Raw genomic sequence first — 15,246 nt, 5'->3', positions numbered from 1 at the left:
GATCAATCATCTAGGCGAAGTGACAAAACTATTCCTGCTCCAGAAGATCGGCATTATCGGGCAGAGTGAGCCACGGGTGTGCCCTCTTCACCCAGTAATGCGTCGTGGGGCGGAGCGTCGAGATGTCGTCAAATGTTCCCGCCTTCACGAAGATCACTCCCTGCTCACGCGCTCTTTCCGTGTCGGTGAGGACCGGCGAACCACAGGTCCCACAGAATCGACGGAACACTCTCTGCCCGCTGGTGCCCTTGTCCTCATACACGGTCAGGACGCCGTCGAGTGCCAGTTCGTCCCTCGGAAAGACGGCGACAACGGAAAGCGCGCTTCCTGCCTGCTTCTGGCAATTGCGGCAATGGCAGACCACCGTCGCGAGCGGTTCGAAGGGGACAGAATACCGCACGCTGCCACATAAGCAGCCGCCTTCCCTTCGCACGTTCGAGTTATTCATGGCATCTCCCCTTATCGGCGGCGACAGTACAACTTTGGTTTTGTGCGCGCGAGTAACCCTGCGCTATCACTCGGGCATGGTCAGTTAACGTGACAATGCTATGTCGATCATCGTCGTAAACTGTTCGTCGGACATTTCATGAACGGGACGGTTCCCGCTCAAAATCCCGGCATTGTTCACCACGATGTCGAGTCCGCCGAACTCGGCCACCGTGGCTTCGACGAAAGCATCGACGGCTTGCTGATCGCGCACGTCGCAGGCGCGGGCGAGCACTTTATTGCCGTACTCACGCAACGTAGCAGCCGTCTCGTCGAGAAGGCTGCCTCCCGACATTTCATAGTCCACGGTCGCCAGACGATCCTTCCCGAGGTCGCATACGGCCACGCTCGCCCCGCGAGCCGCGAATTGCAACGCCATTTCGCGCCCCTGTCCTCGCGCAGCGCCAGTAACGATGACCGACTTCCCGGCAAATTCGTTGTCCATCTCAGTTCCCTTTTTGTCCATAGGACCTGTCGCTTTGGTCACGCGCTCCGAACGTGAAATCCCACCCTGGCACGTCACCGAATGGCGCTCCCGGTTCGTCTACGCGCGTCATATCGATGACGACAACGCGATCTGCAATTTTCCATTCGTCGTGACGGCGTTCAAACCGATCGATGTAACGGTTGTAAACGGTCGCATTGCGGCCCTCCTTATCCTCGCTGAACGAGATGCAATAGGTTTCGGTATGCGCGACATCACCGGCGAGTTCGCAGCGAAAATTGCCGATGAGATGCTGGCCCATCCGCAGATTCTGACGTTCCCAGGCGACAATCCAGACTGCAAAGTCGTGACCCAGCCCCTTGAACATGCCGTGATCGTCCGTCGCATCCTCGTGATAGACGGAGCGAAGCAGCTCCACATCACAACGATCAACGCCCCGGCAGTAGCGCGTCAGCACTTCGTAGATTGCTTGCCTGTCGAACATGGCCTGCAGATCGGCACGTAGATCTTCCATCTCGGTCCCCTCATCCCTGCGCGAAGTTTGCTGCTCCGCTGCGTCTCAAATCTAAAGGGCACCTTAGTTTTGTTTGGGCCCATTTCACCTGCGACAAAGGTGGTGTCAAAGGGGCAGTGTCAAAAGGATGGTCGAGCAGGGGCAGGGCTTGTAATCCGGCCGTATGAGCAAGGCCGATAATCCATTCCGATACTTCCATTCGTCAACAGATATCATCCGCATGGTCGTGATGCTGTACGTGCGATATCCGCTGTCGCTGCGCAACGTCGAGGACCTCCTTTTCGAGCGCGGTTACGACCTTTGCCACGAGACGGTTTGGCTGTGGTGGAATCGGTTCGGGCCAATGTTCGCCGCAGAAATTCGGCGACGGCGCGTCAGCCGAATGCGCGGTTTCCGGCATTGGCGTTGGAACCTCGATGAGATGATGGGGTGGACGCCCCCCGACGGCATCTATGTGCCAAGGTAGGTGTTCATCGATCACCTAAGAGAAGGAGGCGTCCATGACAGAGGTTGGCACTGTCAAAGCAAACGTACCTGATGGAAAAGTGATCGGGCGAGGGTAATACGGGTCCATGCCTAGACCCCGCAAACCAGCCAGCCCATTCCGGTATTTCAACTCATCGCCTGAAGTGATCCGCATGGCGGTGATGCTGTATGTCCGGTACCCGTTGAGCTTACGCAACGTCGAGGATCTGCTGTTTAAATACGGGATCGACATCTGCCATGAAACGGTGCGGCTCTGGTGGAATCGGTTCGGTCCGATGTTTGCGGCTGATATTCGCCGGCAGCGTGTCAGTAGAATGAAGGGCTTCCGCCAATGGTGGTGGCATCTGGATGAGGTCTTTGTGAAGATCAATGGCGAGCGGCACTACATGTGGCGTGCCGTTGATCACGAGGGCGAAGTGCTCGAAAGCTATGTCACCAAGAAACGGGACAAATCCGCGGCGCTGGCGTTCTTGAAGAAAGCTCTGAAGCGTCATGGCAAGGCTGAAACAATTGTCACGGATGGCCTGAAATCCTACCCTGCCGCCATGAAGGAACTCGGCAACCAGGACTGTCGCGAGATGGGAAGATGGTTGAACAATCGCGCCGAGAATTCGCACCTCCCGTTCCGGCGACGAGAGCGAGCGATGCTGAGATTCAGGCAAATGAAGTCGCTACAGAAATTCGCGTCGGTTCACGCTTCCATTCACAATCACTTTAACCAGGAACGCCACCTCGTCGATCGCCAGACTTACAAGACCCGTCGCTCGGCCGCCTTGGCCGAGTGGCAGAATCTTGCGGCATGAGGGCGTAATCGTCTGGGCTTCCTTGCGCCCGGTGGAGACGAGTTCGCATTGGACTGACACCACCACAAGACTCGCCGCTCGGCTGCTCTCGCCAAGTGGCAAAATCTTGCAGCATGAGCGCGTCGACACATGGTCCTATCTGCGCCAAGTGGAGAAGGTTTAGCGTCGGACGGACACCACCGACTAAGGGGAGCGGGCGCGGAACAGGTTCGTGTCCCGCGCCGATGGGTGAGCCTTCAGGCTTGTCTCTGACGTTCGCTCAGTGCCCGACCTGCGCACCGGTTCCGGTGACTGTTTCGGGTTGGCTCAGCGACTTCAGATAGGCGTCGAGTTGTAGCACTACCTCAAAGTCGTTGATAGGCGGGACCGCCATCTTCGTTCCCGGGTAATAGGACTGCGGATTGGCGATGAAGGCCTGCAGGCTGAAGCCGTCCCACGTCACCTGAGTCTTCGGATCGGCCATCGCTGCCGAGTAGTTGTAGCCGGGCAGAGTGCCAGACTTGCGGAAATAGACGGTATTGAGATCGGGTCCCATCTCTCCGCTCTTGAACGTACCCGCGTTGTGGCAGGCCGCGCAGTTTTGGCCGAACAGCTTTTTCGCACGCGTTTCGTCGTACTTGAAGTTGTTCATGATCTGCGAGAACTTTTCCTGATACACGCCGCGGTTGGCGAAGTCGCCGAACATGCCGGCATCGGTCGGAGCGGAGGATGGCTTGGCGACCTTTGCCTTTTCCGATGCGGTCGGCTCGCCGGGGCGCAGGCGCAGAAGCCGCCCGCTCGACGAATCCGTCAGTGCATAGATGTAACCGTCCGGCCCTTGTGCAACCGTGCGGATGCGTTCGTTAAAGTCGCCGATCAGCGCTTCTTCCAGCACGACCTTGCCGCCTTTCACCCGGATCCGGCGGATGACGTGGCCCATCAGTTCGCCGGTGAACAGGTCGCCCTTCCATTCGGGAAAACGGTCGCCGGTATACTGGATGAGGCCGGACGGCGCGCGCGAGGGGGCCCAGTTCGCGACCGGATCGACGTAATCGCCGCCGTCCTGCTGTTCCGACATAGCGCGCCCGGAATAATCGAAACCCCAAGTCACCTGCGGCCAGCCATAATTGCCGCCCGGCTTCACAAGGTTCAGCTCGTCGCCGCCCTTGGGCCCGACGTCGATGGCCCAGATTTCACCGTCGGTGGTGCGCGCTATGCCGGTTGGGTTGCGAAAACCCATCGCCCATATTTCGGGCAGTGCACTTTCGGTCTTGGCCATCGGCCCGTCGGCCACGGCGCTGCCGTCGCGGTTCAGGTGGATGATCTTGCCGGCATGGTTGTCGAGCCGCTGGACCATGCCGCGGCTGCCCTGTCCGCCTGAACCCATGCCGACTAACATCGTCTTGTCGGGCAGGAAGAGGATGCGCATGATGTTCGGCCCACCCGCCGGGGCCGGAACCGCAGTGGTAAAGATCACCTTCTGATCGGTCAGCGCGCCGTTGGCATAATGCGCCTTCATGATGTGGCCGACGCGCGCGTTGTCGTCGCCGGTCATGAAGGTGAGGTAGAGCATGCCGTTGCTGGCAAAATCGGGATCGGCCTTTACGTCGAGCAGACCGTCGAACATGCTGGTCGAAAGCACTTCGGGCGTGCCGGTCACGGCATCGGGCAAGAGCTTGCCGTTCCGAACGATGCGAAGGCGGCCGGGCCTTTCGGTAAGCAGCATGTCGCCATTGGGTAGCCACGTCATTTCCCACGGGCGGTCGAGATCGACAGCGACCTCCTCGACCCAAAAACGAGTTTCGCCCGCCGGAGCCTGCACCTTCGCTTCGCCCTGCGATGCGGTCAGCAAGCCGCTGACGCCGATCGCCGCGGTCGCGCCCGCCAGCGCCAGTGTCAGATAACGTACGCGCGGTGTACTGCCTTGCTTCATCCCATCATCCCAAATTGTTATGGCTGCCTTATTGAACGGTACTCACGCCACCCTGTATGCAGGATGATCGCGGCATGACCCTCCACCGTCTCTCTCCGGCCGGGTGGCGCCTGCTTGATAAATGAGCGGCATTTCGGTTCTCTGGCAACCGCTTATTGCATTCCTTGCACGACGACATGGGGAATTGTGGGAGGCAGGCAGATAAAGAGGGGCCCGAACTTGTTCGCCCAGCACGGGACCGTCTCGTAACAGAGATCGATCCCCCGTTCGGCGAGCAGATCCTCGACGTCCCGCAGGCTGAGTGCGAAGCGATAGCAGAGTCAAACACCAAGCCGGATCACATCCAGCGGACAGCGCTGTCGTTTAAACGAAATGGGATTCATGCCGGATCCACTAGGCGGCGAAGCGCCGCAGGTGGAGACCGTTTAGCGTTAGACGTCAGCACCCCGACATTAACCTACTGCCGAACGGAGAGATTGACATAATCTCCATGTAGAAATAAATTATCTCATATGTAAGACAATTTGGGGGCAGTCGCGTGCAGTTCGATAGGCTTTACATCGGCGGTGAATGGGTAAAGCCTATCGATGGAGGCCTGCGGCCATCGACGGATCCGTCGACTGGTCGGCCATGGGGGGATGTCGCCTATGGCGGTCGGGCAGACGTCGATCGAGCGGTGGCTGCGGCGCGCGAGGCTTTTGCCGGGCCATGGAGGAAGATGGCTCCGTGGGAACGTGCGGCCTTGCTTCGCAAGTTTGCTGACCTCTATGCGACGCGGGTCGAAGCGCTTGCTCAAATCGAATCGCGTGACAACGGTCGTGCCATTCGAGAATCGCGCGGCGACATCGGTTTGCATCCTCAATATTGGCAATGGTTCGCATCACTGGCCGACAAGCTATCGGGTCGAACTATCCCGATGGACGACAGCGTCCATGCCTTCACCTCGCGCGTGCCGGTTGGCGTAGTCGGCACGATAACACCTTGGAATGTACCGCTAATGGCGGCGACGTGGAAGCTCGGCCCAGCGTTGGCCGCCGGCTGTACCGTCGTGCTCAAGCCCGCTGAACAAACGCCGGCTTCTTCATTGGCGCTAGGCGAAATCTTTCAGGAAGCGGGATTTCCCGCGGGCGTTGTCAACATCGTGCCCGGCGACGGGGCGACGGCTGGCGCGCATCTCGTGGCGCACGCCGATGTCGACAAGATCGCCTTCACGGGCGAGGGCGCGACTGCCAAGACAATCCTCAAGACCGGGGCGGATACGCTCAAGCGGTTCAGCTTCGAATTGGGCGGCAAGGCACCGCATATCATCTTTGCCGATGCCGACGTCGAGCAGGCGGTAAACGCTGCCACTGGATCGGCCTGGGCCCTGTGCGGCCAAAGCTGTGCGCTGGGTTCGCGCGTGCTCGTCGAATCTCCGATCTACGACCGTGTCGTCGAAGCTTTCCGCGAGCGGGCCGGTCGCGTCAGGGTCGGCAATCCGCTCGACCCGGCCACGCACATGGGGCCGCAGGCACACGCCGAGCAATTGGCCAAGACCTTGGACTACATCGAACTGGGCAAGGCAGCGGGCGCTAACCTCATCGCGGGCGGATCGCGTCTCGCGCCTTCGGGCATGGAAAACGGCTATTTCGTCGAACCGACGGTCTTTGCCGACGTGGCACCCGGCATGCGGATCGAGCAGGAGGAGATCTTTGGCCCGGTTGCGGCGATCATACCGTTCGACGGGGAAGAGGAGGCGATCGCGATCGCCAACGGCACCCGTTATGGACTGACCGCTGGCCTGTGGACCGGGGATGTCGGACGCGCACATCGCGTCGCCAACCGGATTGATGCCGGCATGGTCTGGGTCAACACCTTTCGCTACATTCGCTGGTCGACCCCCTATGGCGGCGTCAAGCAGAGCGGTTGGGGCCGCGAAAACGGGATCGAGGCGCTCGATTCCTATCTTGAAACCCGCACCACCGTCATTTCCACCACCGGCACGTTTGCCGACCCCTTCGCCAATTGAGGAGACAGGCTATGCGTCTGGAAGGCAAACTGGCAATTGTCACCGCGGCGGCTTCGGGCATGGGGCGTGCAGGGGTCGAGCGCTTCGTACGTGAAGGCGCCCGCGTCGCGGCGATCGACATCGACATGGCGGCGCTTTCCGCACTCGTCGATACGTTCGGTGTCGACACGGTATTCCCGATCCGCGCCGACCTGTCGCGCGAAGACGACGCGCGCGACAGCATCGAATCGGCGGTCGCCGCCTTGGGTGGAGCGGACATCTTGTGGGCCCATGCCGGAATGCCCGGACCCGCATCGGTAGAAGACCTGGACATCGCGGCCTATCGCAAGGCGATCGACCTCAACGTCACGTCCGCCACGATCGGTGCGGGGCAGGTGATAAGGCACATGCGGGCGCGAGGCGGCGGCTCGATCGTATTCACATCGTCCGTGTCAGGCCTTGTCGGCTCGATGATGAGCCCGATCTACTCGGCCGCCAAATGGGCGGTGGTTGGCCTCACCAAGTCGCTGGCGCTGGCGCTGGCGCCGGACAATATCCGCGTCAATGTGGTTTGCCCCGGACTTGCGGATACTCCGATGAAGGTTGGATTTACCGGACGTAGCGGCGACCCTGCCGAGGCCGCCGCGAACGAGGCGAAGTTGATGGCCGCCGTGCCGATGGGCCGGCTCGTCCAGGCCGGCGAAGTCGCCGATGCGGTGATCTGGCTTTCATCGAATGAGGCAAGTTTTGTGACGGGGGTTGCGTTGCCTGTCGATGGCGGGTTTACCGCTCGCTAAGATGCGCGGGCGTCCGAACCGCGCGGATGGTAGGAAAGACGATGACGGTTCGTCGCGCCGAAAACACGCTCGAAATCCTCGAATACTTTGCCCGGCGGCTGTCGCCCGCTACCGCGGCCGAAATTGCCGAAGAACTCGGTTGGCCGCGTTCGAGCACTTTCAAGCTGGTCGGCACTATGGCGGCGAAAGGCTATCTCTACGAACCGCGCCCTCGTGGTGGATACTATCCCAGCCCGCGGTGGCTCGATCTGGCCGAGCGGGTTACCCGTTCCGACCCGGTGCCAAACGAATTGCATGCGTTCGTGCGCACGCTCGTCCGCGAAACCGGAGAAACCTCGCTTATCGCGGCAATGGCGGGCGACCAGGCAATCTTTCTCGATGTGCAGGAATCTTCTCAACCGGTTCGCTACACGACATCGATCGGATCACAGGTCCCGATCTACGCCAGTTCCGCCGGGCGGGCTTTGATGGCCCAGATGTCACGCGACGAGCGGCAGCGCCTTTACCGGCGCCTGACGTTCGAGACTTTTTCGCCGACGACACCGGACAGCGCCGAGGCGGTGGAAGCCGAACTCGCGGCCGGGAAGGAACGCGGGTTCCACCAAAGCAATGCCGAATATACGCCCGACCTTGCCGGCGTGTCGCTGCCGCTGCCTTATCGCGGGCAACGGCTGTCGGCGGTGGTGGTCGGCCCGGTCTCGCGTTGCCTCGATCGCCGCTCCGCGATCGCGGCGATCATCGCGAAGCAGATCGCAATGCTGGATCATCTGCAAGAATAGAAGGGTGGGCCACAGGCACCACCCGTACGGAGGGTATACTGTGAGCCTCGCCGATCCGAGTAAAACGCTGGACCAGACGCCCATGCATTGGCGTCAGATCCTTGTTGTCGTCATCTGTATCGCGCTCAATGCGCTCGATGGCTTCGATGTCCTTGCCATCAGCTTTGCCGCGCCCGGCATCGCCCGCGAATGGAGCATCGACCCGGCCGTTCTCGGGGTGGTCCTATCCATGGAATTGATCGGCATGGCTGCTGGCTCGGTCTTGCTCGGGAACGTTGCCGACCGCATCGGCCGACGTCCGACAATCCTCCTCTGTCTCGCGGTCATGGCTGTCGGGATGTTGGCATCGGCTCTGGCAACGTCGGTGACGATGCTTTCGGCCACGCGGTTGTTTACCGGACTCGGCATTGGCGGAATGCTCTCCGCGACCAGTGCGATGGTCGCCGAATACTCGAACGCGCGGCGCCGCGGCCTCAACGTATCGCTGAATATCGCCGGCTATTCGACAGGCGCGATTTTCGGCGGACTGGTCGCATCCTATTTGCTGGAAAGCAGCGGCGAATGGCGCAGCGTCTTCGTCTTCGGCGGGATCGCGACCTTGGTGATGTTGCCGTTGGCGGCAGTCTTCGTTCCCGAATCCGTCCAGTCGCTTGCTGCGCGACGTCCGGCGGGGGCACTTGCAAGGATAAATCGCACGCTCGGCAAGTTGGGCCACGAACACCTGTCGCATCTTCCCGAGCTTGGTGCAGGCGATGTGGGCCAGTCCATCCTTACTCTTTTTTCAAAGCGCTTCGCCGCCGTCACGGTGTTGCTGACCATCGCCTATTTCGCCCAGATCATGCTGTTCTATTTCGTGATGAAGTGGGTGCCCAAGATCGTGGCTGACATGGGATTTGCCGATGCCGACGCGGGGCGCGTGCTGGTGGCCGCCAACGTCGGTAATCTGGCGGCGGCAGTGCTGATCGGCCTGGCGTCACAACGTTTCACCGTTCGGCCGCTCGTCATTGCCGCCATGGTTGCAGGGTCAGCAGCGATCGCAGTTTTCGGCACTGGCCTCGAGACGATCGCGACGATCTCGATCTCTGTGGCAGTCGCCGCCTTTTTCATCAACGCGGGTGTCGTCGGCCTTTATCCGATCCTGGCTCAGACCTTTCCGGCGAACTTGCGCGGCAGCGGTATCGGCTTTGTGATCGGCGTAGGACGGGGCGGATCGGCAGTCGGCCCGGTCATCGCCGGGGGACTGTTTGCCAGCGGGGCGGGGCTGCTGACGGTTGCGCTTGTCATGGGGGCGGGCGGGCTTGTCGCGGCGACGATGCTGGTGCTTCTGCCGCGCGCTTTGCGCGCCGCACCTCCAACCGCACCGGGCTGAGGCGTCAGTCGAGCAGGTCCGCTTCGCGCATCCTGTCGGTAGTTGCAGGCAGGCCCGCTACCCCGTTCAGAAAGCCGCGCTCGGCGGACATGCGAACCGCGTCGCGGCGCTTGCTCACCCCCAGCTTCTTGAACACGGCCTTGAGGCGGTATTTCACGGTGTCGGGTGACATCCCGATCAACCGGGCGATTTCCTTGTTCGAATGGCCTTGGCTCAGATAATTCAGCACCTCGGCCTCGGCCTCGCTGAATATGCCCTGCATCGTGACCGTGTTGCGACTGTTTGCGACCGAGCGGATGATCATCTTCACGAATTGCGCGCGGGTGCGATCCATCTGGGGCTCCCGCTTGATCAGGTCATCGAGGCAGGGTTGCACAAAGGTGCGCAAGTCGACGAACGGACGGCGCAGGTCCTGAAACATAGCGATGCCCACGGCTTCACTGAACGCATCGCGGCTCTCCTCGAAGCAACCGGTTCGGTGGAGGCAATAGGCTGAGAGCAGATCGACATCGACCAGCAGCCTCCCGGCACCGCGCTCGCGTGCCCAGCGGCGCATCGTTTCGATGTCCACTGCCGCGGCATCGAATTGCGAGGTCAGCAGGCGCAACCTGATCCGGGCAAGCATGGCGGCGATCGCAACCGGCCGATATCGTGGAGACTGTTCGCACATCCAATCGGCCAGCCGATCGAGACCGATGCATTCGGCGGTCACCACGATCTCGTCCAACGAGCCGCCATGCACGAGGTTGAGGTCAAATTCGCAGATATCGATCAGCATCGACAACTGGTCGAGCCCGCGTCTCGCAGCGACACGCCGGGCGCGCTCCATCACGTCGCGAGCCTCGTCATATCGCCCATGGCCAGACAGGATGTGCGCCATTGTCACATAGGCAGCCGCATAGACGTCGACCCAGGCATCCGACCGTTCCATATGATCGAGTGACCAGCCGAGGAGATCCTGCGCTTCGGTGACGCGATCTTCCTCGTACAACAACTCTGCGCGAAAGGCGGCGCAATTTGCGGCAAGGTCGGATCGGTTGCCGAAGTTCCCCGCGATATCGGCGGCGGCGTTTTCCAGAATGATCGCCGCCTCGCGTTGCCTTCCCTGCGCACGCTTGATGCGCGCCTCCAGGAACCGCGTAAACACCTCGCTGTAAAGAGCGCCAATCGCATGATAGTGCTCTCCGGCGGACAGGATCGGCTGCAAGGCGCGTTCCAGCCAGCCACCCTCGAAGAACTTCGCACCCAGTGTTTCGCTGATATTGGCGATGACGAGGTGGTCGTCCGCCGGAAGCTTGCGCAGCAGCGCCTCTCGTTCGAGCAAGTCGTCAAACGTCACCGGCTCGTTCGCATAGTCCGAGAGCGTATCGCCGACGACACGGATTTCGGTCATGACCTCGGCATTGGCAAGCGCAGGTGCTGCCGCGGCGACGACCTTGTCAAACGCCTTGCGCGCTGTTCCCAAATCGCCCTTTTTCATGAGCAGGTAGACTTCTGCCAGCGCGATCGTCGGGCGTGCTTCGATGACGGCCCGCGGCATCGCGAGGATTGCCCGTTCCAGCAGGCCTTGGGCGCCCAGCGGAATCATCCGCCAGCCTCCAGCCCTATCGACGATGTCGCCAAGAAGCTCGTATTGTCCGGATTTGATCGCATGGTCGACCGCTTCGACCGTATCATCCTTGTCCGCGAACCATCTCGCCAATTGGCCATGAAGGTCGGCGCATGTGTCAGGGGCCATGCGCTCAAAACGATCGCGGAGGTATTCCGCGAAAAGCTGATGGTAGCGATATGCGCGCCGGTCGGCGTCGATCGCCGTCAAAAAGATGCCCTGCTGCTCAAGCTGTTCGAGCACGATCCACCCGTCACGACGCTGGCACAAGAGGTCGACGACATCGCCGGTCAGCCGTTCGACCAACGCGGTGCGCAACACGATGTCCCGCCATTCGTCGGGCAGGGCCATGAGCACTTGTTCGGAAAGATATCGCGCAAGATCGGCGCGCGAGCCGCGAAATTGCTCGACCGCTCGGCGGTCGCTGCCCATCATCAGCGACGCGAGCTGCAAGGCCATCGCCCAGCCCTCGGTGCGGCTGAGGATTGCCTCGAGATCATGCCCTTCGGGAGTATGACCGTTCCGGCCCAGCAGAACCTTGGCTTCGTCTAGCGAGAAACGCAGGTCCTGCGCGCCAAGCTCGAGCAGCTGGTTTTCCGCTGCGAGCATGGTCTGCCCTAGCCACGGGTAATCGCGCGACGCGACTACGAAATGAGCATGGGGCGGTGCAAGGCGGATCAGCGACTGCAGATATTCGCAGACATCGCGATTTGTGGCGCGGTGCAGATCGTCGAGAATGACAATTGAGGGTTTGCCGTCTTGTGCCAGCCAGTTGACGATCGCCGACAGGGCGGCGCGGGGTGGCATGTCGCTGGCCGTTCCCTGCTTGCGCGCGCCGGTCTGTCCGCCGACAGGTGCGATTGCGGCCAGCAGGTAACGGACCATCTGTTTAAGATCGCAATCGTCGCGCTCAAGCGTCAGCCATGTGACTTTTTGCCCGCCCTGTTCCATCCGTGCCCGCCACTGCGCAAGGAGGCTGGTCTTGCCATAGCCAGCCGGGGCGTGGATCAGCGTGAGGCGGTGGTTCATGGCCCCGTCAAGCCGCTGCAACAGGCCATCGCGCCGTATTTGGTCGCCCATCCATCGTGGCGGTTCCAGTTTGGCGGCAATGATTGAATTCATTACGTGGCAGCCCGTCCGTTGCGAAGCGATTGCTGAAATACGGAGATTACGGCGAGGCCCGGTGCCACGCAACCTCGCTGCGCGGTGGTGTGGGCTGCAAGATCACGGATTACCCGTTCGCTACCCCGTGCACCCGTTTTCGGGCGTTGCCCGCCGTCGCGCACCATCGTCTAATCAGCGGGCCAGTCGCCGAGGGGGCGATGACATCGGGTAATTTTGCGTGCGCATTGGTGTTGACGTCGGTGGGACAAATACCGACGCCGTCTTGATCGACGGCGACAGGGTTATCGCAACAACCAAGGGTGCGACCACCGCCGACGTTAGTTCGGGGGTTTCCGCCGCGATCGAACGGGTGCTGGCCGACGCCGCCGTCCTCCCGGAAGAAATCCTGTGGGTCATGATCGGGACCACTCAATTCACCAATGCACTTGTCGAGCGTGACCGGCTCGATCGTGTCGGGGTATTGCGGCTGGCAAGCCCATCTGGAGATGCGCTGCCGCCGATGACGGCATGGCCGCGCGACCTGATCGAACGGATCGGGGGGCGATATTACATGCTGCCCGGCGGCTTTGAAGTCGATGGCCGCGAGATCGCACCGATCGACGAACATCGCATCCGCGTGGCCGCGCGCGAACTGAGGGACGACGGGATCCGTTCAATTGCGATCAGCAGCGCATTCTCGCCTATCGATCCGGCGATGGAGCTTCGCGCGGCAGCGATCGTGGCCGAGGAGCATCACGAGGCGCGCATCAGCTTGTCTCACGAGATCGGCCGACTTGGCTTGGTCGAACGCGAGAACGGGGTAATTCTGAATGCCGCGCTCATGTCGCTGGCCGCGACAGTGGTGGCTTCGTTCGAACGCGCGATAGATCAACTCGGCCTGACCGCGCCGCTGTTTATCTCGCAAAACGATGGCACCTTGATTCCGGCTGATCGTGCCCGCCGCTATCCGGTGGTGACGATGGCTTCGGGGCCGACCAACTCGATGCGCGGGGCTGCATATCTCACCGGCGCGAAGGATGCGATCGTCGTCGATGTGGGTGGCACCACCTGCGACATCGGCGTGCTCGTCGGCGGCTTTCCTCGTGAATCCTCCATCTCGGTCGATGTCGGTGGGGTGCGGACGAACTTCCGCATGCCCGACATCCTGGCTGTCGGCCTGGGCGGAGGGTCGCGCGTACATTTCGATCCGGCGGCCGAAAGCGGGGTGCGGATCGGGCCGGATTCCGTCGGCTATCGCATTGTCGAGGAAGGGCAGCTTTTCGGCGGCAAGACACTTACCGCAAGCGACATCGCCGCGCTTTGCGGGCGGGTCGGCTTTGGCGATCCCTCGCGCATCCTGCCATTGCCCGAAGCGATGCGCGATGCGGCATGGGCCCGGATAGAAGCGATGGTGGCCGAAGGGGTTGACCGGATGAAGACGACGGCGACCGATTGCGACGTGATCGCAGTCGGCGGCGGCGAATTTCTGGTAGGGGAGAATATCCCCGGAGTGGCGCGCGTGCTCCGGCCGGCGAATGCCGCGGTCGCCAACGCGGTCGGTGCCGCCATCGCGCAGATCGGCGGGCATGTCGAACAGGTCGTCGACTACGATGTCGAATCCCGCGATGAGGCGCTCGCTCGGCTGAGTGGCATCGCCATCGGACAAGTGGTGTCGAACGGCGGCGACGTGGCCAGCGCGCGGATCGTCGATATCGACGAGGTGTTTCTGAGCTACCTGCCTGGCCGGTCGGCACAAGTGCGCATCCGCGCCGTCGGCGACCTTGCCCTCGTACAAAGCAAAGACAAAGAGAAGGTTGCCCTCGGCAATGCTGATTGATGTGCATCAGATCGATGATCTGGCCTGCGGCGCGGCGTTCCTTGGTTCCGGCGGCGGGGGCGATCCCTATTACGGAACGCTGCTGGCCAAGGCCGCGATCGAGCGCCTTGGCCCCATTCCCCTGCTGCCGCTGGCCGACCTCGACGACGATGCGCTGGTCGTCCCGTGTGGTTGGATCGGTGCGCCAACCGTATCGGTAGAGAAGCTGCCTAACGGACGCGAGGCGGTCGACGGCCTGCGCAAGCTGGAGGAAATTATGGGCCGTAAGATCGGCGCAGTCATGCCGATCGAGATCGGTGGCGGCAACGGACTTGCCCATCTCATCGCAGCGGCCGAATTGGGCCTGCCTGTCGCCGACGCCGATGGCATGGGCCGAGCCTTTCCCGAATCTCAGATGGCGATTTTCAACATTTGCGGTCTCAGCGCCTGCCCGTCGGTCATCACCGGGGCCGACGGTTCGCTCAGGGTCATCGACACGCCCGATAACCTTGAGCACGAACGGATCGCCCGCGCGATTTCGATCGAAATGGGGGGGATTGCCCACATGGTCGAATATCCACTGACGGGGCGGCAAGCCAAAGACCACGCCATTGCCGGCAGCTTTTCGGCCGCGATCGCCGCCGGTGCTGCCATCCGCCAGGCTCGCGCGCAGAAAGCCGATCCCATTGCGGCGCTGGCGGGGGCGCTGGCGAAAAGCGGGCTTTATCCTTTTTGCGACGTGCTGATCGACGGCAAGATCGTGGACCTGCAACGAGAAACGCGAGATGGTTTTTCCGTTGGGCGGGTCATCGTCTCGGCCTTGACCGGCGATCGGACGCTGGAGATCGAATTCCAGAACGAAAATCTTTGCGCACGCGAAAGGGATGGAACCGTGCGCGCGATGGTGCCTGACCTGATCTCGATCCTCGATCGTGAGACTGCCGATACGATTACCACGGAGCGTCTGGCGTTTGGCCAACGGGTCAAGGTTGTGGCCGCGGCCGCTCCGGCACGTTTGCGCGAGAGTCATGCCCTGACCCTTGTCGGTCCCGCCGCTTTCGGCTTTAGCGAGACCTATGTGCCGGTTGAAATCCTGAATAATTGGGAGAATGCCGCCGTCGTTTGACGGGTGGGCCTAC

General features: G+C 61.6%; 12 protein-coding genes and 2 pseudogenes. 8 read left to right on the top strand and 6 right to left on the bottom strand.

Annotated elements, in window-relative coordinates; translation table 11 throughout:
* Window positions 1-28: 28 nt before the first annotated feature.
* The 3 genes from EKN06_RS10105 to EKN06_RS10095 all read right to left on the bottom strand — a co-directional run bounded on the left by EKN06_RS10105 (window position 29) and on the right by EKN06_RS10095 (window position 1,445).
* Window positions 29-448 carry a GFA family protein gene (locus EKN06_RS10105; protein ID WP_127612799.1) on the bottom strand — a complete coding sequence of 140 codons (420 nt, stop codon included), beginning with the start codon at window positions 446-448 and terminating at the stop codon, window positions 29-31.
* An 84-nt stretch (window positions 449-532) separates the two neighbouring features.
* Window positions 533-931, bottom strand: a complete 399-nt coding sequence (locus EKN06_RS10100) for an SDR family NAD(P)-dependent oxidoreductase (protein WP_164844035.1) — start codon at window positions 929-931, stop codon at window positions 533-535.
* Between the two features lies 1 nt (window position 932).
* Window positions 933-1,445 (bottom strand): nuclear transport factor 2 family protein, encoded by a 513-nt coding sequence (locus tag EKN06_RS10095; RefSeq protein WP_127612797.1) that lies wholly within the window; start codon window positions 1,443-1,445, stop codon window positions 933-935.
* Between the two features lie 163 nt (window positions 1,446-1,608).
* On the opposite strand from EKN06_RS10095, the pseudogene EKN06_RS10090 reads away from it, so the two are divergent.
* Window positions 1,609-1,869 (top strand): annotated as a pseudogene (locus EKN06_RS10090) (IS6 family transposase); the annotation flags it as partial.
* A gap of 148 nt (window positions 1,870-2,017) precedes the next feature.
* Window positions 2,018-2,734 carry an IS6 family transposase gene (locus tag EKN06_RS10085; RefSeq protein WP_127612796.1) on the top strand — a complete coding sequence of 239 codons (717 nt, stop codon included), beginning with the start codon at window positions 2,018-2,020 and terminating at the stop codon, window positions 2,732-2,734.
* Between the two features lie 259 nt (window positions 2,735-2,993).
* Here the strand turns inward: EKN06_RS10085 and EKN06_RS10080 are convergent, their stop codons facing one another.
* On the bottom strand, window positions 2,994-4,646 hold the full coding sequence (locus EKN06_RS10080; protein ID WP_127612795.1) for a PQQ-dependent sugar dehydrogenase: 1,653 nt from the start codon (window positions 4,644-4,646) through the stop codon (window positions 2,994-2,996).
* 206 nt (window positions 4,647-4,852) lie between these two features.
* Window positions 4,853-4,957, bottom strand: a pseudogene (locus tag EKN06_RS15955) (IS6 family transposase); the annotation flags it as partial.
* 227 nt (window positions 4,958-5,184) lie between these two features.
* Here EKN06_RS15955 and EKN06_RS10070 point away from each other — a divergent pair.
* From EKN06_RS10070 to EKN06_RS10055, 4 genes are read left to right on the top strand one after another with little or no spacing between them, the layout of a single operon-like run.
* Window positions 5,185-6,654 (top strand): aldehyde dehydrogenase, encoded by a 1,470-nt coding sequence (locus tag EKN06_RS10070; protein ID WP_127612794.1) that lies wholly within the window; start codon window positions 5,185-5,187, stop codon window positions 6,652-6,654.
* Window positions 6,655-6,665: 11 nt separating this feature from the next.
* Entirely contained in the window at window positions 6,666-7,430 is a 765-nt protein-coding gene (locus tag EKN06_RS10065) for an SDR family NAD(P)-dependent oxidoreductase (protein ID WP_127612793.1), read from the top strand.
* A 41-nt stretch (window positions 7,431-7,471) separates the two neighbouring features.
* On the top strand, window positions 7,472-8,209 hold the full coding sequence (locus EKN06_RS10060; RefSeq protein WP_127612792.1) for an IclR family transcriptional regulator: 738 nt from the start codon (window positions 7,472-7,474) through the stop codon (window positions 8,207-8,209).
* Window positions 8,210-8,249: 40 nt separating this feature from the next.
* Complete coding sequence (locus tag EKN06_RS10055; protein ID WP_338068090.1) at window positions 8,250-9,578, top strand: MFS transporter; 1,329 nt, start codon at window positions 8,250-8,252, stop codon at window positions 9,576-9,578.
* 4 nt (window positions 9,579-9,582) lie between these two features.
* Here the strand turns inward: EKN06_RS10055 and EKN06_RS10050 are convergent, their stop codons facing one another.
* The gene (locus EKN06_RS10050; protein WP_164844034.1) at window positions 9,583-12,267 is read right to left on the bottom strand and encodes a helix-turn-helix transcriptional regulator; all 2,685 of its coding nucleotides are present in this window, start codon (window positions 12,265-12,267) and stop codon (window positions 9,583-9,585) included.
* A 262-nt stretch (window positions 12,268-12,529) separates the two neighbouring features.
* Here EKN06_RS10050 and EKN06_RS10045 point away from each other — a divergent pair, with 262 nt between their 5' ends.
* A complete protein-coding gene (locus EKN06_RS10045; protein WP_127612790.1) occupies window positions 12,530-14,128 on the top strand; it encodes a hydantoinase/oxoprolinase N-terminal domain-containing protein in 1,599 nt (532 codons plus the stop codon).
* Window positions 14,118-15,233, top strand: a complete 1,116-nt coding sequence (locus EKN06_RS10040; RefSeq protein WP_127612789.1) for a DUF917 domain-containing protein — start codon at window positions 14,118-14,120, stop codon at window positions 15,231-15,233. The genes EKN06_RS10045 and EKN06_RS10040 overlap by 11 nt, the downstream gene beginning before the upstream one ends.
* The last annotated feature ends 13 nt before the right edge of the window (window positions 15,234-15,246 follow it).

The organism is Croceicoccus ponticola, from assembly GCF_004004515.1.
In the GTDB taxonomy this organism is placed as follows: Bacteria; Pseudomonadota; Alphaproteobacteria; order Sphingomonadales; family Sphingomonadaceae; genus Croceicoccus; species Croceicoccus ponticola.
Note: the sequence above shows the minus strand (reverse complement) of the source record. Positions and strands in the feature narration are given on the sequence as shown.